Source organism: Hyalangium sp. (genome assembly GCF_045802625.1).
Classification (GTDB): Bacteria; Myxococcota; Myxococcia; order Myxococcales; family Myxococcaceae; genus Hyalangium.
In genome coordinates, this window is sequence record NZ_JBJMQP010000005.1 from 1 (window position 1) to 18749 (window position 18749).

The 18749-nt window shown below is 69.4% G+C and carries 19 protein-coding genes; 10 read left to right on the top strand and 9 right to left on the bottom strand.

The window, feature by feature from the left end; genetic code table 11:
* Both ACJ8AT_RS00690 and ACJ8AT_RS00695 read right to left on the bottom strand, forming a co-directional pair.
* The coding region (locus ACJ8AT_RS00690; RefSeq protein ID WP_407735564.1) for a ChbG/HpnK family deacetylase at positions 1-193 on the bottom strand (193 nt) is incomplete at its 3' end.
* Between the two features lie 143 nt (positions 194-336).
* Positions 337-2466: a protein kinase domain-containing protein gene (locus tag ACJ8AT_RS00695; protein WP_407735565.1), complete on the bottom strand. Its 2130-nt coding sequence runs from the start codon at positions 2464-2466 to the stop codon at positions 337-339.
* Positions 2467-2623: 157 nt separating this feature from the next.
* Between ACJ8AT_RS00695 and ACJ8AT_RS00700 the strand changes: the two genes are divergently transcribed.
* From ACJ8AT_RS00700 to ACJ8AT_RS00725, 6 genes are all read left to right on the top strand, one after another.
* Positions 2624-3073 carry a hypothetical protein gene (locus ACJ8AT_RS00700; protein ID WP_407735566.1) on the top strand — a complete coding sequence of 150 codons (450 nt, stop codon included), beginning with the start codon at positions 2624-2626 and terminating at the stop codon, positions 3071-3073.
* 31 nt (positions 3074-3104) lie between these two features.
* Positions 3105-3548: a hypothetical protein gene (locus ACJ8AT_RS00705; protein WP_407735567.1), complete on the top strand. Its 444-nt coding sequence runs from the start codon at positions 3105-3107 to the stop codon at positions 3546-3548.
* A gap of 11 nt (positions 3549-3559) precedes the next feature.
* Entirely contained in the window at positions 3560-4006 is a 447-nt protein-coding gene (locus ACJ8AT_RS00710; protein ID WP_407735568.1) for a hypothetical protein, read from the top strand.
* Positions 4007-4144: 138 nt separating this feature from the next.
* A complete protein-coding gene (locus ACJ8AT_RS00715) occupies positions 4145-5425 on the top strand; it encodes an amidohydrolase family protein (RefSeq protein ID WP_407735569.1) in 1281 nt (426 codons plus the stop codon).
* Positions 5426-5482: 57 nt separating this feature from the next.
* Positions 5483-6019: a peroxiredoxin gene (locus ACJ8AT_RS00720; protein ID WP_407735570.1), complete on the top strand. Its 537-nt coding sequence runs from the start codon at positions 5483-5485 to the stop codon at positions 6017-6019.
* A gap of 384 nt (positions 6020-6403) precedes the next feature.
* On the top strand, positions 6404-7699 hold the full coding sequence (locus tag ACJ8AT_RS00725; RefSeq protein ID WP_407735571.1) for an alpha-amylase family glycosyl hydrolase: 1296 nt from the start codon (positions 6404-6406) through the stop codon (positions 7697-7699).
* Here the strand turns inward: ACJ8AT_RS00725 and ACJ8AT_RS00730 are convergent.
* Positions 7677-8678 (bottom strand): UDP-glucuronic acid decarboxylase family protein, encoded by a 1002-nt coding sequence (locus ACJ8AT_RS00730; RefSeq protein WP_407735572.1) that lies wholly within the window; start codon positions 8676-8678, stop codon positions 7677-7679. The genes ACJ8AT_RS00725 and ACJ8AT_RS00730 overlap by 23 nt on opposite strands.
* Before the next feature lie 212 nt (positions 8679-8890).
* Between ACJ8AT_RS00730 and ACJ8AT_RS00735 the strand changes: the two genes are divergently transcribed.
* Complete coding sequence (locus tag ACJ8AT_RS00735; RefSeq protein ID WP_407735573.1) at positions 8891-9862, top strand: MDR/zinc-dependent alcohol dehydrogenase-like family protein; 972 nt, start codon at positions 8891-8893, stop codon at positions 9860-9862.
* 18 nt (positions 9863-9880) lie between these two features.
* Positions 9881-10903 (top strand): Gfo/Idh/MocA family protein, encoded by a 1023-nt coding sequence (locus ACJ8AT_RS00740; RefSeq protein ID WP_407735574.1) that lies wholly within the window; start codon positions 9881-9883, stop codon positions 10901-10903.
* A 49-nt stretch (positions 10904-10952) separates the two neighbouring features.
* Here ACJ8AT_RS00740 and ACJ8AT_RS00745 read toward each other — a convergent pair whose 3' ends face one another.
* On the bottom strand, positions 10953-12347 hold the full coding sequence (locus tag ACJ8AT_RS00745) for a hypothetical protein (RefSeq protein WP_407735575.1): 1395 nt from the start codon (positions 12345-12347) through the stop codon (positions 10953-10955).
* A gap of 177 nt (positions 12348-12524) precedes the next feature.
* On the opposite strand from ACJ8AT_RS00745, the gene ACJ8AT_RS00750 reads away from it, so the two are divergent.
* Positions 12525-13886: a hypothetical protein gene (locus ACJ8AT_RS00750; protein ID WP_407735576.1), complete on the top strand. Its 1362-nt coding sequence runs from the start codon at positions 12525-12527 to the stop codon at positions 13884-13886.
* A 39-nt stretch (positions 13887-13925) separates the two neighbouring features.
* The gene (locus tag ACJ8AT_RS00755) at positions 13926-14711 is read left to right on the top strand and encodes a class I SAM-dependent methyltransferase (protein ID WP_407735577.1); all 786 of its coding nucleotides are present in this window, start codon (positions 13926-13928) and stop codon (positions 14709-14711) included.
* A 32-nt stretch (positions 14712-14743) separates the two neighbouring features.
* Here ACJ8AT_RS00755 and ACJ8AT_RS00760 read toward each other — a convergent pair whose 3' ends face one another.
* From ACJ8AT_RS00760 to ACJ8AT_RS00780, 5 genes are all read right to left on the bottom strand, one after another.
* Positions 14744-15628: a beta-xylosidase gene (locus ACJ8AT_RS00760; protein WP_407735578.1), complete on the bottom strand. Its 885-nt coding sequence runs from the start codon at positions 15626-15628 to the stop codon at positions 14744-14746.
* 12 nt (positions 15629-15640) lie between these two features.
* Positions 15641-16417 (bottom strand): TIGR04290 family methyltransferase, encoded by a 777-nt coding sequence (locus tag ACJ8AT_RS00765; protein WP_407735579.1) that lies wholly within the window; start codon positions 16415-16417, stop codon positions 15641-15643.
* The gene (locus ACJ8AT_RS00770) at positions 16414-17214 is read right to left on the bottom strand and encodes a nucleotidyltransferase family protein (protein WP_407735580.1); all 801 of its coding nucleotides are present in this window, start codon (positions 17212-17214) and stop codon (positions 16414-16416) included. Before ACJ8AT_RS00770 ends, ACJ8AT_RS00765 begins: the two co-directional genes overlap by 4 nt.
* Positions 17215-17217: 3 nt before the next feature.
* Positions 17218-18324, bottom strand: a complete 1107-nt coding sequence (locus ACJ8AT_RS00775; RefSeq protein ID WP_407735581.1) for a glycosyltransferase — start codon at positions 18322-18324, stop codon at positions 17218-17220.
* Positions 18321-18749 (bottom strand): DUF4202 family protein (locus tag ACJ8AT_RS00780; protein ID WP_407735582.1); only part of this gene is annotated, 429 nt, incomplete at its 5' end. The genes ACJ8AT_RS00780 and ACJ8AT_RS00775, both read right to left, overlap by 4 nt.

Sequence of the window (18749 nt, forward strand, 5' to 3'; positions counted from 1 at the left end):
CACGCGCGAGGTTGAGGTGCAGGCCGATGGAGAGCCCCTTCGCCTCGCGAGCCGCCGCTTCGGAGTAGGGCGTGTTCACCATGAAGGTGGCCGAGGAGACGACTCCCTCGCGCATCGCGCGGAGGATGCCTCGGGTGACGGCGGGATCGTAGCCAAGATCGTCAGCGTTGATGATGAGGGCGCGAGGGCTCACGGGACTCTCTCAGGGACGAGGGTGGGTCTCGAAGGAGAGACGGAGGGGAAGGGGCATGGACACGTGCCTACCTAGCGCACCGCGCGCCCTTCTGCTCCATGCTGGAGCGTGGCATGGGGGCTGGTGCACGGTCTCGGGATCAATCAATTGTCCGACTTGCACTGCGCCGCGAGCGCTTCCGCGTGCTCCGGGAAGCGGGAGGCCAGCTCCTTCTTCACCTCGGCCACGGCGGCTTCGTTGCCCTGCCGCGCATGGAGCTGACACCGGGCGGCCAGCGCCCGCGGGTCTTCCGGAGCGAGCTGATCCGCCTCCCGGTAGGCCCGCTCGGCGCCCGCGGCGTCTCCCTGCCGGAAGAGGATGGCTCCCAGGTAGTAGTGGGCGATGGCGAGCTTGGGAGACTTCTTGAGCGCTCGTTTGAGCAGGGCGGCCGCGTCTTCCACACGCTCCTGGCGGTAGCGCACGAAGGCCAGCTCCGCGAGCGCCTCGGCGTCATTGTGGTCTCTCGTCCAGGCGCCGAGCACCTCCGAGGCCTCATCCAGCTTCCCACCCTGCGACAAGAGCATCCCGTAGCGCGGAGCGATCTGCGGATCCTTGGGCCGCTTCTCATAGGCCTTGGCGAGCGCGGCGATGGCGCCCGGCACGTCTCCCTGGCGCTCTCGCAGATTGGCCAGGGCCAGCGCGGGGCGCACATCTCCCGGCGCGAGCGCGGTGGCCTCTTCGATGGCGCGCTCGGCGCGCTTGCCCTTACGTAGCTCGGTGGCGGCCCGCGCGGCCAACAGTTGGCCCTCCACGTCCTTGGGGAAGCGCTGCGTGAAGGCCTCCGCGAGCTCCAGCGCCGCGTCGTTCTCTCCTACCTCCAGAAGCAGCTCACCCGCCCGAGCCAGCTCCTGGGCCGTGGCGCGCTCGTCCTTCTCGAGCCCCTTCAGCGCCGCCTTTCGCTCCTGGCGGTTGGAGGTGGCTGCGGCGGTGGCGATCCGGTCGGCGGGCAGCGCGTTGGGGCGCAGCAGCAGCCAGCCCACGCCTCCGCCCACGACTGCCAGCAGCAGCACGGCGACGAGCACGATGCGCAGCGGCCCCCGCGCGGAGCGAGCCTTGGGCGTCACCGGAGTGGCGGGCATCGTGGCCGGCTCGGGAGGCAGCGTGGCGGGCCCAGGAGGCAGGGTCTTCGCGGTGGGCGAGACCGCCGGTCCCCTCCCCGCGATCGGGCTCTTCGCCGGAGCAGGCGTGGTTCCCCGAGCCTTGCCGCGAGCCACCTCCATCACCGGCCCGGAGGGCTGCGAGCCGGAGTCCGACGGATCCGCCGAACGCGCGCGCTGCAGCGCCTGGCGCTTCGGATCGCTGTCGAGCGGGAAGAGCTGCTCCACGTAGGCGGCCACCTGCTCGGGAGTGGCCACCTCGGCCTGGCCGCCCACGCTCTCGATGGCGTCGGTGAACACCTGGAGCGTCTCGAAGCGCGAGTTCGGGTCCCGGTGCAGCGCGGTGAGGCAGATGTGCTCCAGCGCGTTGGGCACGGACGGATCAAACGCGGTGGGAGGCTTGGGGCGCCCCTCGGCGATGCGCGTCAGCACCTCCTCGGGGTTGAGCCCGGTGAAGGGCCGCCGGCCGCAGAGCTGCTCGTAGAGCATGACCCCGGCGGCGAAGATGTCCGCGCGGTGATCCACCGTGTTGCCCACGATCATCTCCGGCGACATGTAGAAGAACTTGCCCTTGAGCGTGCCGGGCTCGGTGCCCGAGCCGAGCGTCTCCGCCTTGGCGATGCCGAAGTCGATGACCTTGATGGCCCCATTCACGCCGACGTGGATGTTGTCCGGGGTGAAGTCGCGATGGACGATGCGCAGGGGCCGGCCCGCCTCGTCCACGGCGCGGTGGGCCGCATCCAGCCCCCGGCACGCGTCCACGAGCACGCGCAGGGTGACGCCCAGGGGCACGCGCTGGCCGCGCTCGGCCGCCTCCGCGCGCAGCTCCGCGAAAGAGCGCCCCTCCAGCAGCTCCATGGCGATGAAGGGCTCGGAGTCCTCCACGCCCAGCTCGAGGATGGTGACCACGTTGGGGTGGTGCACCTGGGCGGTGATGCGCGCCTCATTGAGGAACATCTGGACGATGCGCCGGTCCGACACGAGGTGGGGCAAGAGCCGCTTCACCGCCACCGCCGGGCCGCGCTGGCCGTTCTCCTCGATGCGGCGGCCCAGGTACACCTCGGCCATGCCGCCTGTCGCGATGCGCGCGCTCAGCCGGTAGCGGCCCAGCCAATAGTTCTGTTCGGGGTCGCCCAAGGCGGGCGCAGTCTACGTATCCCGAGGGCTCGCGTCCTGTCTGCGCTGGCCGGTTTGGCACCTGGCCGGCCGGGGAGAGGGCGGGAAGGCAGGAATTTTGCCCCCAGTTTTTTCCCGCAACACGCTACCCTTCCGCTTGGAATTGGAGGTCAATCACATGGCTGGTCGGTGGGTTCTGCTCCTGGGAGTCCTCGTCGCCCTGGGTGGGTGCACGACGGTGGATATGGCGCGGGTGCCAACCTCGGAGCGCGGCCATGACGTGTTCGTCTCCACCCGAGACGTGGCGGGGCCCTACAAGAGCCTGGGCGTGGTGCAGGCGACGCGGCGCGGGGTGCTCCTGTTCGGCTTCGCGGATCCGGCGGGCACGGATCTCCAGTCGGATCTGGACGAGCAGCTGCTGCCCCAGGTCCGGGAGATGGGGGGCGACGGCATCATCAACGTCCGCTTCCAGCAGACGCAGTACACCCTGCCCACCCGCATCCTCTTCTCCATCCTCTTCTTCATCCCCCTGCCGAGCGAGGCCACCATCACCGGCGAGGTGGTGAAGCTCGAGGCCGGCGCTCAGGCTCCTGGCCAGGGCTCCGGCTCCGTGGCCTCCACGCGGTGAGGGTGGCCTCTTTGTTCCTGGAGGGTTCTTCGTGAGACTTCTGCTCCTGATGCCCCTGGTGCTGGCCGCGGGCTGCGGCGCCACGGTGCGCGGCTCGCCGCTGTCGGACCGCCCGCTCGAGCCCGACCGGCGCGGCATCTTCCTGACCACGGGCAGCTCGCCGCGCCCCTACCGCACCGTGGGCTTCGCCCAGGTGACGGGCTACGGCGTCACCGTGGCGGGCATGACGGACGTGGGCGAGGCCGGGCTGGACGGCACCATCCGTGGCACCTTGTCCCAGGTGGCCGCGCGCATGGGCGGCGACGGCGTCATCCACATCGACTTCGTCGACGAGAACCCCCCCACCGACATCGAGCGCCTGGGGGAGCTCTCCCAGAGCGTGGCCAACGTCGCCAGCGGTCAGGGCGAGGTGAAGACGCGCAACCGCTCGGTGGTCGTCACCGGCGAAGTCATCCAGTTCCTCTCCACTCCGTGAGGCTCTCCCCGATGCGTCTGCTGCTCGCCCTCTCACTGGTGGCCCTCACCGGCTGCACCGTCATCAACACCGCCGCCGTCCCCTCGGACCGCAGCGGCAGTGAAGTCTTCCTCACCGCCGGAGACATTCCGGAGCCCTACGAGTCGCTCGGCATGGTGCAGGCCACGCGCTCGGGCGTGCTGCTGTTCGGCTTCATTGATGTGGTGGGCACGGACATCGAGGCGGGCCTCAAGGACGTGCTCATGCCGCAGATTCGCGAGATGGGCGGCGACGGCGCCATCAACGTGCGCTTCCGGCAGACGCAGTACCTGCCGGTGCAGCAGGTGCTGGGCGCCATCTTCTTCGTCGTCCCCCTGCCCAGCAGCGTGACGGTGACGGCCGAGGTGGTGAAGCTGCGGCGCGGCAACGCGGCCCGGCCCTCGGAGCGCGCCGTCCAGCCTCCGGTGGCGGGGCGCTGAGAGCACTCGCACCTACCCCGTCTCGCGGCTTCTCTGCGCCAGGGGAGGAGCGGAGTGGTAACGTCCGAGAGAGCCGGGAACCTGGATGGGCAGGTCCCGGCGAGAGGCTTTCCGTAGCTGCTTCGAGGTGGAGCGCCGTTGGGTACCGTCCTCAAGGGTGGAAACGTCGTCGAGCTGGAGCCGGCCATCGTCGAGCGGGTGGACCTGCGCATCGAGGATGCGCGCATCGTCGCCCGCGGGCCGGATCTGCAGCCGCAGCCGGATGACGAAGTGGTGGCGCTGTCGGGCAAGCTCGTGTTCCCGGGGCTGGTGAGCGCGCACCACCGGCTGCACATGTCGCTGGGCCGAGGCATGCCCGAGCCGGCGCTGGACAGCTACCAGGAGGCGCTGGAGAAGGTGCGCTGGCGCTACGAGGACGCGCTGGATCAGGACGCGGTGCAGGTGGCGGCGACGGCGGGCGGCCTGGAGGCGCTGCAGTGCGGCACCACGACGGTGGTGGATCTGCACTCGTCTCCGAGGGAGATCCTGGGCTCGCTGACGCGGGTGGCGCGCGGGCTGCACGAGGTGGGCGTGCGCGGGCTGCTGTCCTACGCGGTGACGGATCGGGCGGGGGCGGTGGGGCGCGAGGAGGGGCTGGAGGAGACGGTCACCTTCGCGAAGAAGGCGAAGGGGCGCTTCCGAGGGCAGGTGGGCGCAGGCCACATCTTCACCCTGGGCCCCGACGCGCTGGAGGGGCTGAAGCAGGCGGTGGCCTCCACGGGCAAGGGGCTGCACGTGCCTTTGGCGGAGGATCCGCTGGACGAGAAGCTCTCGGTGGAGCGGCACGGCTCGGCGCCGGTGCCACGGCTGATGGAGGCGGGGCTGCTGTCTCCGCACAGCCAGGTGGCGCATGCGGGGCACCTGGCGTGGGCGGACCTGGCGCAGGTGATCAGCACGGGCTCGTGGCTGGTGCACACGCCGCGCTCCAACCAGCGGCTCGAGGTGGGGTACGCGCCGGCGTTGAAGTTCGGCGCGCGGGCCACGCTGGGGGCGGACAGCCTCTCGGCGGACCTGTTCGCGGAGGCGCAGGCGGCGTACCTGCGCTCGCGCGAGGCGGGGCAGCCCATTGACGTGCTGCGCTACCTGGCCAACGGGCACCGGCTGGCGTCGCAGGTGTTCGAGCTGCAGGTGGGGCCGCTGCGCGAGGGCGCGCTGGCGGATCTGCTCGTCCTGGACTACCTGCCGGCCACGCCGCTCACGTCGGAGAACCTGGCCTGGCACGTGGTGTTCGGGCTGGGCTCGCGGCACGTGGAGGCGGTGATGGTGGATGGGACGTGGCGCATGTGGGCTCGGCGGCCGCTGTCGGTGAACCCGATGGTGGTGGCGGACCAGGCGCGCGAGGCCGCGGCGGCGGTGTGGGCGCGCATGGCGGGGAAGTGACACGAAGAGCGCCGGGGAGCTTGCCTTCCAGGCGGGCGGGCCACTAAGACCTGGGTCATGCTCCTACCCATCCTGGTGACGGGCTTGTTCTCGAGCGCCGTCCCGCAAGCAGGTGACACCGCACCGGACTTCACGGTGACGGACACCGACGGCAAGTCGCACACGCTGTCGGAGATGGTGAAGACGGGCCCAGTCATCGTGGCCTTCTTCCCGAAGGCGTTCACCCCTGGTTGAACCCGCGAGCTCTCGGCGTACCGGGATCGGTACGCGGACATCGAGAAGCTCAACGGCCAGGTCCTGGCCGTCTCCATGGATGACGCTGAGACGTTGAAGAAGTTCAAGGAGTCCCTGAAGGCGCCGTTTGCCTTCGTCCCGGATCCGGACGGGAACGTGGTGAAGGCGTACGACGTGAAGACACCGGTGGTGTCCTTCGCGCAGCGCTACACGTTCGTCGTGGGCGAGGGGCGGAAGATCCTGAAGGTGGAGTCCGGCAAGGACGCCATCGATCCGGAGGGCGCGGTGGTGGCGTGCCCGCTGCGCAAGCCCGGCTCGAAGCCGGACGCGGGCACTCCGTCGGACGCGGGGGCTCACTGAGTTGCCGAGGTGACCGGGTGTGGCCGGTCACCTCCTCCCCCCGGCGGCGCACAGCCTTTGTGGCGGACTGAAGGAGGGGCGAATGCCCTCCTGCTCGCCGGAGTTCGTCCTTGAGTAGCCGAGCGAGTGTGAGTGGAAGTTCCCATTCCCGCCTGGGGTTAGCGGTCGACATTTCGTATCCAGCACGTCGGCCCCATCATGCCCCGCCCGCTCGCTCGTCCTCTCGCCTCTCTGCTGTCCCTCACTCTGGTAGCCCTCGGGAGCCTGCATCCCGGTGATGCGCTCGCGCGTGAGGCGGAGGCAGCCAGGCCAGCGGTTGAGACGGCTGCCGCCTCGGCTCCCACGTGCGGCCCGGTCCGCGATCCGGCCTGGGTCCGAGGGGCCGTGGTCTACGGCGTCGTCCCACCGCTCTTTGGCTCGCACCCCTTCCAGGCCGTCACCGAGAAGCTCGATTACCTGAAGGGCCTCGGCGTCGACGCGCTCTGGCTCTCGCCGGTGAACACGACGCTCCCGGGTGACTTCGGCTACGCCGTCACGGACTACTTCGGCCTGCGCCCCGACTACGGAACCGGCGCCGAGTTCAAGGAGCTGGTCCGCCAGGCGCACGCCCGGGGCATCCAGGTGATGATGGACTTCGTCTCGAACCACACCTCGGTCGAGCACCCCTACTACCGGGACATGCTCGCTCACGGGAAGGAGTCGCCGTACTACGACTTCTACGACCGAGACCCTGCCGGGAACGTGACGCACTACTTCGACTGGGCGCACCTGCCGAACCTCAACTACGACAACCCGAAGGTCTCCGAGTGGATGACCCAGGCCTTCGTGTACTGGGTCCGCGAGTACGACGTGGATGGCTTCCGGGTGGACGCGGCCTGGGGCATCAAGGAGCGCCAGCCACGGTTCTGGTGCCAGCTCGCCTCGGAGCTGCGAGCGGTGAAGCCGGACGTGTACCTGCTGGCAGAGGCGAGCGCCCAGGACTCCTGGTTCGTGAAGCACGGCTTCAACGCGGCCTATGACTGGACCCCTGAGCTGGGGCACTGGGCCTGGGAGAAGGCCTTCGAGGACAAGAGCCAGGTGGCCTCGCGGCTCTATGCGGCGCTCACCTCGGGGCAGACGCCCGTCAACCGGGTGGCCCGGTTCATCAACAACAACGACACCGCGAAGCGCTTCATCGACAGATACGGAGTCGGCACGACGCGAGTGGCCGCAGCGCTGCTGCTCACGCTCCCGGGGCTGCCCATCGTCTACACGGGCGACGAGGTCGGCGCCGAGTACGAGCCCTACCAGCGCCCTCCGCCCCTCTCCTGGGAGGATCCGCACGCGCTCCGGGAGCACTACCGCAAGCTCATCCACCTGCGCGAGTCACTGCCCGCGCTCGCCTCGCGGAGCTGGACTCCGCTCAAGGTCCAGGGCTCGGGCTCGGACTCGGTGGTGGCCTACGTGCGGCACGAGGACGCGGCACCACGAAAGGCTCCGGTCCTGGTCGTCCTGAACTTCGGCTCGGCGGCGAAGGTGCGGCTCCAACTCCCCGAGCAGTTCGAGGCCCTGGGCGCCACCGGAACCCTGAGCGACGCGCTCACGGATCAGCGCATCCCCGTCTCGAAGCACGGCCGTCAGCTCGAGGTGGCCGTACCCGAGTCCACCGCGCTGCTGCTCACATCCGCGCGAACTCGTTGAACTCCACGAGCGGAGCCGGAGCGCGCACCGCGAGCGCCTTACGGAACCACGCGAGCGTCTCCACGAGCCCCTCCTCCAGCGACACGCGCGGCTCCCAGCCCAGCAGCGTCCGGGCCCGGGTGATGTCCGGGCGCCGCTGCTTGGGGTCATCCTTGGGCAGCGGTGTGAAGAGGATGCGCCCACCCCCACCGGCCGCGGCCCGCACCGCCTCGGCGAACTCGAGGATGGTCATCTCCCGCGGATTGCCCAGGTTCACCGGCTCGGTGACGTTGGACAGGGCCAGCCGCGCCAGCCCGTCGATGAGATCCCTCACGTAGCAGAACGAGCGCGTCTGCGAGCCATCGCCGAACACGGTGAAGTCCTCGCCGCGCAGCGCCTGGCCCACGAAGGCGGGCACCACGCGCCCATCCGCCAGCCGCATCCGCGGCCCATACGTGTTGAAGATGCGCGCCAGCCGGGTCCGCACGCCGTAGGTGCGGTGATAGGCCATGACGATGGCCTCGCCGTAGCGCTTGGCCTCGTCATACACGGAGCGCGGCCCGATGGGGTTCACGTTGCCCCAGTAGTCCTCCCTCTGCGGGTGGACGAACGGATCCCCGTAAATCTCCGAGGTGGAGGCCTGGAGGAACACGGCGCCCTTCTCGCGCGCCAGCCGCAGGCCGTTCTCCGTGCCCAGCGCGCCCACGCGCAGCGTCTCGATGGGCAGCTGCGCATAGTCGATGGGCGAGGCCGGCGAGGCCAGGTTGAACACGTAGTCCACCGGGCCCGCGATGCGGATGGGATCGGTGACGTCATGTCTCACGGAGAGGAAGTCCCCGAGCATCTGGAGCTCGGCCACGTTGCGCGGATCTCCGGTGATGAAGTTGTCGAGGCTGATCACCTCCTCGGCGCCCTCTCGGAGCAGCCGCTCACACAGGTGGGAGCCCAGGAACCCCGCGCCGCCCAGCACCACGATTCGCTTGCCGTGGAACTCATTCATGCACACAACTTCAGGCGCATTCCGCGGAGCGAGAAGCGGGGCTGCACCCGAGTACAGGCCCGAGGTTCTCCCGCGGACGCGCGTGCTCCGGACGCGTCGTCCACCGAGCGCTCTCGCGGTTCTCCGACACACGTTTCGGCGCGAGTGCCTTGTCGCTCCCCGATGAGCGGGAGTAGCCCTGGGCCCCCTTTCGACAGCTGGAGGCAACTGGAATGGAAACGCAGGCGAGGATGAAGGCCGCGGTCATCGCGCAGCCCAAAGGTGCTCGCGTGGAGAACGTGCTGAAGCCGGACCCGGGACCGGGGCAGCTCAGCGTGAAGCTGGAGGGTTGCGGCGTCTGCGGCTCGAACCTGCCCACCTGGGAGGGGCGCGACTGGTTCAAGTACCCGCTGGCGGCGGGCGCTCCGGGCCACGAGGGCTGGGGCGTGGTGGAGGCGGTGGGCTCCGGCGTCCAGGGCTTCAAGCCGGGCGATCGCGTGGCCACGCTCTCGAACAGCGCCTTTGCCGAGTACGACGTGGTGGGCACGGACTCGGCGGTGGTGCTGCCTCCGTCGCTCAAGGGCAAGCCCTTCCCGGGAGAGCCGCTCGGCTGCGCGATGAACATCTTCCGGCGCAGTGACATCCACTCGGGGCAGACGGTGGCCATCATCGGCATCGGCTTCCTGGGAGCGCTGGTGACGCGGCTGGCGGCCAACGCGGGAGCGCGCGTCATCGCCATCACCCGGCGGCCCTTCGCGCTGGAGCTGGCGCGGAAGTTCGGCGCCACCGAGTGCATCCCGATGGATGACCACTGGAAGATCATCGACCGGGTGAAGCAGCTCACGGACGGCAAGCTCTGCGATCGCGTCATCGAGGTGGTGGGCGAGCAGTGGCCGTTGGATCTGGCGGCCGAGCTCACGCGCGAGCGGGGCAAGCTGATCATCGCCGGCTACCACCAGGACGGGCCGCGGCAGGTGAACATGCAGCTGTGGAACTGGCGCGGCCTGGACGTCATCAACGCGCACGAGCGCGACCCGAAGGCGTACCTGGAGGGCATCCTGATGGCGGTGTCGGCGGTGGCCTCGGGCAAGGTGGATCCGACGCCGCTCTACACGCACACCTTCAAGCTGGACGAGCTGAACCAGGCCTTCGAGGCGATGAAGAAGCGCCCGGATGGGTTCCTCAAGGCCCTCGTCACCTTCTGACCCAGGGAGCGCACGACCATGATGCAGGGAATCGCGGCGAAGAAGCAGGCGAACCGCCCCAGGCTCGGCTTCCTCGGGGTGGGGTGGATTGGCCGGCACCGGATGGAGGCCATCGCTCAGAGCGGGGTGGCCGAGGTGACGGCGGTAGTGGACCCATCGCCCACGGCGATGACGGAGGCGGAGAAGGCGGCTCCGGGTTGCCAGCGCGCGGGCTCGTTCGAGGAGCTGCTCGCGGCGCCGCTGGACGGTATCGTCATCGCCACCCCGAGCGCCGTCCACGCGGAGCAGTCCATCCGCGCCCTGGAGAAGGGCCTCGCGGTGTTCTGCCAGAAGCCGCTGGGCCGCAACGCCCAGGAGGTCCGGCGCGTGGTGGATGCCGCCCGAGCCGCCAACCGGCTGCTGGGCGTGGACCTCTCGTATCGCTTCACCGCGGGCATGCGGCAGCTGCGCGAGCACATCCGGGGCGGCGAGCTGGGAGACGTGTTCGCGACGAACCTCGTCTTCCACAACGCCTACGGACCGGACAAGGCGTGGTTCTATGATCCGAAGCTCTCGGGCGGCGGCTGCGTGATGGACCTGGGCATCCACCTGGTGGACCTGGCGCTCTGGGTGCTGGACTTCCCCGAGGTGACGCGGGTGTCCAGCAACCTCTACGCCGGAGCCAAGCCGCTGACGAACCCGGGCGCCGCGGTGGAGGACTACGCGGTGGCGCAGCTCGAGCTGAAGAACGGGACGGCGGTGCAGCTCGCCTGCTCGTGGAAGGTGAGCGCGGGCTGTGACGCCGTCATCGAGGCGTCCTTCTATGGCTCGAAGGGAGGCGCCTCGTTCCGCAACGTGAACGGCTCGTTCTACGACTTCACGGCGGACCTGTTCCGAGGCACCTCGCGCCAGCGCCTGAGCGATCCTCCCGATGCCTGGGGCGGCCGCGCGGCGGTGGACTGGGCCACGCGGCTGTCCGAGGGCGCGAGGTTCGATCCCGAGGCCGAGCGCCTGGTGGTGGTGGCCGAGGCGCTCGACCGCATCTACCGCCCGCGCTCGTAGCGCCCGCGCGCGTCGGACACCGGTTGAGCGCCGGTGCCCGACGGGCCTGTCACTCCGTGACGGTGAACTGGATGGGGATCTGCAGAGGGGCGAAGTTGCGGCCCACGATCGTCACCGTCGCTTCATAGGTGCCCGGAGGCAGGTTGCCCTGGACGATGACGTGGAAGCGATTGACCGTCCCCGCGTTCATCCAGATGGGATAGGCCTGGGGGCACGTCGAGAACGCGCACGAGAGCAGCTCGCCGAGCGCGATGAAGGGCGACAAGGGCGCGAGCGTGACGGCCAGGAAGGGCGCTTCGATGCCGGAGTCCCCCACCGTCTTCCAGAGCTGCTCGAGGTAGGTGTCGACATGATCCAGCGGGACGCTGACCGCGTCCTTGCCGCTGCCGGTGACCTGGAGCTCGGAGATCACCGCGTCGCCCTTCAGGGTCTTCTCGCGGAAGACGACGGGGATCAGCGCGCGCTGGTCCTTCTTCACCGTGACAGGGGTTGTGTCGTAGGCGATCTCCAGGTCAGGCTGCAGGAGCATTCCTCCCTCCTGGGTCACTGCCTGGGTGAGCTGGAACGAGCCCTGGCTCTTCGCGCTTCCGGGGCGGAGCGTCACGTCGGCGTCATGGCCCTTGATCATGCTGGGCGGCTTGGCGGCAGGCTGCAGCTCCGTCGAGGTGAGCGCACCGGCCTCCACCTCGCCCCCGAGCGCGAACGCGGGGCTGTGAACGGTGGCCGTCGCGGCCTGGATGTGGGACTTCGAGTCCCAGTACATCTGGGTCGCGGACGTCACCGTCACGCTCCCGGAGATCGGCGTGTTGCCCGAGGGGGTGATGAGCAGCCCGCGGGTGAAGCCGGTGAGCGTGAGGTTGCTCGCGTGGACGAGCGCCCCGCGGGAGAAGAACAGGGAGCTGTCCGTGCCGCTCCAGTCCGAGGGGAAGGTGACGCTGGGCTTGGCGGTGGCGGTGAGATGGTCCTCGGTGGTCAGCTCGACCACGGGCGTGGTGCTGCCGCTCGGCGCCTGGGTGCGCGCGACAGCGGAGCCGACGTCGACAGTGCCCAGCGTGCCGGCGGTGAGCTGGAGCTGCGCCCCCTCGAGCACCAGGAGCCCGGTCTGCGAGCCGACCTGGGCATCGGCGAAGAAGACGCAGCGCTGGTTGTTGGGGAACAGCGGCGCGGGCACCAGCGCGCCCGGGGCATCGACCTGAGCCTTGCCGCTCGTGTTCAGGAAGATCGAGCTGCCGGAGACCTCGAGTGAGGAGCTGAGGCCGGTGGGCTTGTCTTTGACGGCCCGCTTCCAGCGGGTTTCGACCGAGTCGAGGGACTCTCCTTGTCCCCGGCTCGCGCTGTCATCCGGCGGTGCGTTGACATCCGTACCCCCACCACCACAGCCCGACTGAATGCTCAGAAAGACTGCGGCGTACGCCACGGCCAGCAATGGGTTCGAGACTCGCACGCTGCCTCCAGCGCGGTGAGTGCTGCGTTCACGCCATCTTGTCCAATGCTTGACCCTTTGGATCCACCGAGAGCGAAATTGTGTGTGGGGCGGTGTGTAGCCGTGCCACCTGAAGCCTGGGGCGTCGGGCCATTCCTCTTGTAGACGGGGCGGGCGCGTTCTCCTTGAATCAGCGGCATGGCGCGCAAGCTTGGGGAGCAGCTGATCTCGGACGGAGTGTTGACGCCAGAGATGCTGGCCCGAGCGCTCGAGCGGCAGAAGGAGACGGGGCAGAAGCTCGGGGAGTGCCTGGTGCGGCTCGGGTTGGACGAGACGCCGGTGTTGCGCCTGCTGGCCCAGGAGCTGAAGACGCGCTTCGTCTCGACGGCGAAGCTGGCCCAGGCGCCGATTGATCCCACGCTCCTCGAGCGGGTTCCGGTCCGGCTCGCGGAGGGCTTCGACTTCATGCCGCTGCGGCTGGACGAGTCGGGAGGGCTCTACATCGCCATCTCCGAGCCGCAGCGCCAGCGGGCCCTCGAGGAGATTGGCCGGACGGTGGGCGTGACGAAGGTTCTGCCCTTGGTGGCGGTGCGGCGATCGATCCGGGCGGCGATCCGCAAGCACTACTACGCGGATCCGCACGCCTTCGAGCACATGCCGGACGAGGATGCCTGTCCGCACTGCGGCGCGCCCGTCTCCGCCGGGGACTTCCAGTGCGAGCGCTGTGAGCTGCTCCTCATCCGGAGCCTGGAGGACCTGCCGCCACGGGACAACGTCTCCCTGGTGCGAGCGCTGCTCACGACTCCCGAGCGCAAGCTCTCCCGCGAGGTGCCTCCGCCTCCGCACCTCGATAAGACGCGAGTCTCCTCGTACGCGGTGGAGCCCTCGGCGCTTGCGCGGATCCCGACCATCATCGGGGGCCTGGACATCGCGACGAAGCCGCTCAACCCGTTCGAGGCCTACGTCCTGTCGTTCGTGGATGGGCGGACGTCGGTCGCGGACATCGCCCGGATCACCTCCCTGAGCGAGGTGGAGCTGCACGCCATCTTCGAGTCGCTGAGCGAGCGGGGAATCACCCAGCTCACGAGCCCCGCGCCGCCTCCCGCCAGGAGCTCGCAGACGCAGCCGCCCAAGCCCGCTCGTCCGGCCGCGCCCGAGCCGCCACCCGCCCGGAAGGAGAGCTCCCCTCCCGTGGAGGCGAAGCCCGCTCCCATCGGGGCGAAGCCCGCTCCCTTCGAGGCGAAGCCCACTCCGAGGAGCGACGATCCGACCCAGGGGGTGCTGCAGCGCGTCGTGCAGCTGGAGCGGAGCGGCAAGATCGAGGAGGCCATCGCGGCGCTCGAGGTGGGCATCTCGCAGCTGCCCAAGCCCGCGCCGCTCTACAACCGGCTGGGGATGATCCTCCTGAACCAGCGGCGGGAGTACGCCAAGGCGGCGGAGCTCTTCCAGAAGGCGGCGGATCTCGATCCGAGCAACAGCACCTACATGATGAATCTCTATACGGTGCTCAGCCTGAAGGCCGAGGCGACGAATCCAGGAAAGAAGAAAGCGAAGCGGTAGGCCCTGTCTGATGCGCCCGCGCCACGCTATGAAGGCGCCATGCGCACTCTCCTCCTGGCAGCTTGTCTCTCCCTGGCCGGTTGTGCCCACAACACGTCGGCCTCCGAGTCCTCCACCTCCACCGCCGCTTCCGCCCTGTCGGCCTCCGCCGCGCAGGCCATCGCCCATGCGCCTGACCGGGCCGACGCCGACAAGGCGCTCGATGCGGGCCGTCACCCCGCGGAGATGCTCCAGTTCGTGGGCGTAGGCCCCGGCATGAAGGTCGCCGAGCTGATGGCCGGTGGGGGCTACACCACGGAGCTGCTCGCCCGGGCGGTAGGGCCTACGGGCACGGTCTACGGCGAGAACCCCAAGATCGTCCTCGAGCGCTTCGCCGAGAAGCCTTGGAGCGAGCGGCTCGCGAAGCCCGTGAACGCGAAGGTGGTGCGGGTCGATCGCGAGCTGGATGATCCGCTGCCGCCCGAGGTGACGGACCTGGACGCGGTGGTGAGCAACATCATCTACCACGACTCGGTGTGGCTGAACGTGGACCGCGCGAAGATGAACGCGGCGATCTTCCGGGCGCTTAAGCCGGGCGGCGTGTACGTGGTGCTCGACTCCAGCGCGAAGCCCGGCACGGGTGTGAACGACGCCTCGACGCTGCACCGCATCGACGAGCAGACCGTCCGCGACGAGGTGCAGGCCGCGGGCTTCAAGCTCGCCGAGGAGAGCAACGTGTGGCGCAACCCGCAGGACACGCGCGACTGGAACTCCAGCCCGGTCGCGGCCGCCGAGCGCCGAGGCACCAGCGACCGCTTCGCGCTGAAGTTCGTCAAGCCGCGCTGAGCCCCGCGCCTACTTGCCGCCAGCCGAGGAGCTCAGGTGTAGCGGCGCACCATGCGGGCGCAGAAGTCCGCGAACTCCTCGGGGCAGTGGGGCGGGCTGGTGTGGTGGGGCTTCTTGCCGCAGCTACCCGGCGTGAAGCAGAACGTCACCGTCACATCGAACTCGTCCAACGCCTTCATCTGCCGGTCGAACCAGGGCTCGAAGTTCGGCCGGTGGCTGTCCGCCCAGCTCAGCCCCGTGCGCAGCTTCTTCACGCCCAGCTTGCGCAGCCACTGCACCGCGTCGTCCAGCCGGTGGTCCTCGAAGTGGAACCACTGGCAGATGCCCAGCTCGGGCGTGTAGTCCGCGAAGTGGCGCAGCGCCTTCTTCGGCGTCCCGTCCTCCTTGAGCAGCCCCATGTAGAAGTGCCGGTAGTACGACGAGCCCTCCGCCTCGCGGTGCCGCGTCGTCGCCGGCCACGCCTTGGGCAAGTCGTAGAGGCTGTACCAGTGGATGCGCGGCGCCTTGCCCATGAGCAGCTCCGCCGTGCGCCGCAGGCCGAACTCCTGCACCTCCTCGGCGCCGAAGGTGGACACGCCCACCTCGGAGATCCACACCGGGTGCTTCACCGCCGCCTTCACCTCGGCGATGCGCTCGGGCCAGTCGTGGATCTGCCAGTGGTTCCAGTCCAGCGGGAAGCCGTGGATGGCCACCACGTCCACTTTGTCGAGGACGCCCTTGCCCTCCATGTTCTTGAGGAAGTTCACGTCGATGGGAGAGATGCCGCCGAGCACCCGCGGCAGGGTGGGGCGCTCGGCCTTCACCGCGTCCGCGGCCAGCTTCGTCATGTGGGCGAACTCCACCCAGTCCCTGTCGAGCTCGAAGTCCCAGTGGGACATGTTGTTGGGTTCGTTCCACAGCATCACGGCTTCGACCATGGGTGCGCTCTCCTAGGTGCGAGGGTGGACGGCGCGCGGCCGAGGGGGATCCAGCTCGCGGCGGCGACAGAGGTAGAACTCGGGAGCGGGCGACGAGAGCAGATCGAACCCGGCGGCGCGCAGCATGGCCTCGGCGCCGGCCCGGTTGGGGATCCACCAGTTCGTCCAGTCGTGCGCGTACTCGTGCTCGATGAAGTAGGCCAGCGGGAAGCTCAGCCGCTCGAAGATGGCCTGCTCCTCGAAGGGGTAGTCCTTCTTCAGTTCCTCCACGTGCTGGCTGCCGCGCTGCATGCTCTGGAAGAAGAGCAGGTCACCCACCACGTGCTCGTGCAGCAGATCCAACGCGAGCAGCGGATGGCGCAGGTGGTAGAGCACGCCCATGAAGAGCACCAGGTCGAACTTCTCGCGCAGGGTGCCCACGTCGTAGACGTCGAGCTGGCGGAACTCGATGTCCAGCCCGTTCACCTCGGCGGCGAAGCGGCCCTGGGCCAGGTAGCGCTCGTCGCTGTCGATGGCCACCACGCGCGAGGCCCCGCGCCGCTTCATCTCCATGGAGAAGAAGCCGGCGTTGCAGCCGATATCCAGCACCGTCTTGCCCGTCAGGTCCGCCGGAATCGCGTGCGCCACGCGCTTCCAGTTCATCGCCGGGTAGTCGCCCAGGAAGTGGTTGGGGGCGGTGCGCACGCCGCGCAGGTCCAGGTTGTGGAACCACTCGCCCAGGCTGCGCACGCGCTGCTCGATCTCCTGGGAGGTCATGGCCAAGGCCGTCTTCTGTCTGCTCGCGTTCATGCGTGTCCTTCGGGAGCGGTGTCGAGGAGCGAGCCCACGGTGGGCACGCTCCGCTCGGGATGGGAGCCCTCGGGCGGCCGGTCCGAGCCCAGCAGCAACATGGCCTCGCGGTAGCCGTGCAGCGTCCCCACGTCCACGTAGGCCTCGCCGGCCCGCACCGCCTGGGCCCTGCCGCCCCGCGCGAGCCACTCGTTCACCAGCGTGCCGATGTACGGGTCCCTTGGCTCGCGCGTGAGCCATAGCTCGTGCAGCTCGAGCAGGATGGCGCCGGTGAGCTTGAAGGCGCCCCAGATCCAGTTCGAGGTGGCGCCCGGCTGCTTCACTTGGATCTCCCTCACGGTGCCGGCGTCGTCCGTCACCACCGCATCGAACAGCTCGGGGTGCTCCACGGGGAACAGGAGGAAGGAGAGCCCCTCGCCCAGGTGGCACAGGCCGTCCTCGGGGAACCAGACGGTGTCCGGCAGCCCCACCAGCACCACCTCCTGCGGTTGGATGAAGGGCAGCGCCCGGAAGATGGAGTCACACAGCCCCAGCGGCTCCTGCTGGACCGCGTAGCAGACCTGCGCGGGCCCCACCGAGCCGCCGTAGTACTCGACGATGTCCGACTTGCCCGGTGAGATGACGAAGCACAGCTTGCGCGCCCCGGCCCGGATCATCCGGTCCACCAGGTACTCGCTCACGGCGCGAGGGCGCTCCGTCTTCCCGTCGTGGCGCCCGCCCACGGGCAGCAGCTCCTTGGAGAAGGCGAGCGGCTGGATGCGGCTGCCGATGCCTGCGGCTGGAATGATTCCCCACATGGTTCATATCCTCCCGAGCGTGGGCTCGGGCTCGGCGCTGAGCGCGAGCGTGGTGTCCATCAGGTCCACCAATTCCTCGGCGCGGCGGGCGGCGGTGTGCTCGGTGAGGGCGCGCTCCCGAGCGAAGCGGCCCATGCGCGCCAGCTCCTCGGGGGAGCGCGAGAGGGCCTCGAGGGTGTCCTCGGTCGTCCGGGCCACGAGGATCTCCTCTCCCACGCGGAAGAAGGTATCCAGCCCCTTCCAGTCATCGGTCAGCACGGGGACGCCGCACGCGGCCGCCTCGAAGAGCCGCCCGGAGGGGCAGTAGCCCAGCTCGGCCATGGGCCCGCGCGTCACGTTCAGCGTGAGCCGGGACGAGCAGTAGAAAGCCGGGTGCTCCACGGGGGGCAGGTGCTGGACGAAGTACAGGTTGGGCGTCCAGGCGAAGTCGGCCGGGTACTGCGCCCCGCCGATGATGAAGCGCCGCTGAGGCAGCCGCCGGGCGGGCTCCAGGAAGAGCCGCTCCAGCGCCGCCTGCCGGTTCGCGGCGTACGTGCCCAGATAGGAGAGATCGCCCTGGTAGCTCTGCCTGGGAGGCACCGGGTAGTGCACGCCCGGATCCACGCTGCCGTAGAGGGGCGCCACGCAGCGCGCGCCGAGCACCGTGCACAGGGCGCGCAGGGCCTGGCCGCCGGTGTAGCTGAGCACGATGTCGAAGTAGCCCAGCCCCTCCGGGGGGATGTACTCCACGGGCTCGCCCCGCTGGGCGCGCTCCAGGGTGATGGGCGTGTCCATGTCGTAGAAGCACCGGACCGGCACGGACGACTCGAGCACCCGCCACGAGGCGGCCACGCCATCCGGGCAGTACGACGTCACCAGGCCCACCTCCGCGCCCGCGAGCTCCTGGCTCACGCGCGGCAGCACCTCCTCCCACGAGGGATAGAGGATCAGCTCCGCGCCCGAGGGCAGCTCCGTGAGATCCCGGTGCGGAGCGTAGAAGGGCAGATCCCTCTCGAAGAACACGACGCGGTGTCCCTGCTCCACGAGCGCGGAGATCAACCCGCGCCACAACGTGGCGTGGCCGTTCCCCCACGAGGTGCTGACCGTGAGGCCGAAGATGACGAACTTCATGCTGCGCCCTCCCGAGCCGTCGGGCTGGCCCGGTGGAGCTGAGCGTCGAGCAGGGCCCTCACGGTCGGCGCCAGACGAACCCGCTCCAGGCGGGCGTGTTGTTCCGGCCGCAGCCGGGCGAGGGTGTAGGCGACCTTGCGTCGGGTGTGCTCGAGGCTGAAGTACCGGATGAAGCCGGAGGAATTGAGTGAGAAGAAGGACAGGGCGTCCGCGTCGTTGAGCAGCGCCAGGGCCGAGTCCTCTCCAGGACGCTCGTGCCGGGTGACGAGCCAGCGCACGCGCTCGCACGTGGCCGGAGCCACGTTCAGCTCCTCCAGCAGCGTGCAGGTGAGCTCGGCGCCGAGGGCCGCGTGGGCGTCCTTGAAGATCTGATAGTTCTCCGCCTTGTGCTCGATGCGGGCGTCCGCCTCGGAGAGCAGGCGCTC

Bases quoted from the DNA above. Each gene is read 5' to 3' on its own strand.
- ACJ8AT_RS00730 (WP_407735572.1), bottom strand. From the start codon at position 8,678: ATGAATGAGTTCCACGGCAAGCGAATCGTGGTGCTGGGCGGCGCGGGG.
- ACJ8AT_RS00755 (WP_407735577.1), top strand. From the start codon at position 13,926: ATGCGCACTCTCCTCCTGGCAGCTTGTCTCTCCCTGGCCGGTTGTGCC.
- ACJ8AT_RS00740 (WP_407735574.1), top strand. From the start codon at position 9,881: ATGATGCAGGGAATCGCGGCGAAGAAGCAGGCGAACCGCCCCAGGCTC.
- ACJ8AT_RS00760 (WP_407735578.1), bottom strand. From the start codon at position 15,628: ATGGTCGAAGCCGTGATGCTGTGGAACGAACCCAACAACATGTCCCAC.
- ACJ8AT_RS00710 (WP_407735568.1), top strand. From the start codon at position 3,560: ATGCGTCTGCTGCTCGCCCTCTCACTGGTGGCCCTCACCGGCTGCACC.
- ACJ8AT_RS00700 (WP_407735566.1), top strand. From the start codon at position 2,624: ATGGCTGGTCGGTGGGTTCTGCTCCTGGGAGTCCTCGTCGCCCTGGGT.
- ACJ8AT_RS00770 (WP_407735580.1), bottom strand. From the start codon at position 17,214: ATGTGGGGAATCATTCCAGCCGCAGGCATCGGCAGCCGCATCCAGCCG.
- ACJ8AT_RS00775 (WP_407735581.1), bottom strand. From the start codon at position 18,324: ATGAAGTTCGTCATCTTCGGCCTCACGGTCAGCACCTCGTGGGGGAAC.
- ACJ8AT_RS00735 (WP_407735573.1), top strand. From the start codon at position 8,891: ATGGAAACGCAGGCGAGGATGAAGGCCGCGGTCATCGCGCAGCCCAAA.
- ACJ8AT_RS00750 (WP_407735576.1), top strand. From the start codon at position 12,525: ATGGCGCGCAAGCTTGGGGAGCAGCTGATCTCGGACGGAGTGTTGACG.
- ACJ8AT_RS00765 (WP_407735579.1), bottom strand. From the start codon at position 16,417: ATGAACGCGAGCAGACAGAAGACGGCCTTGGCCATGACCTCCCAGGAG.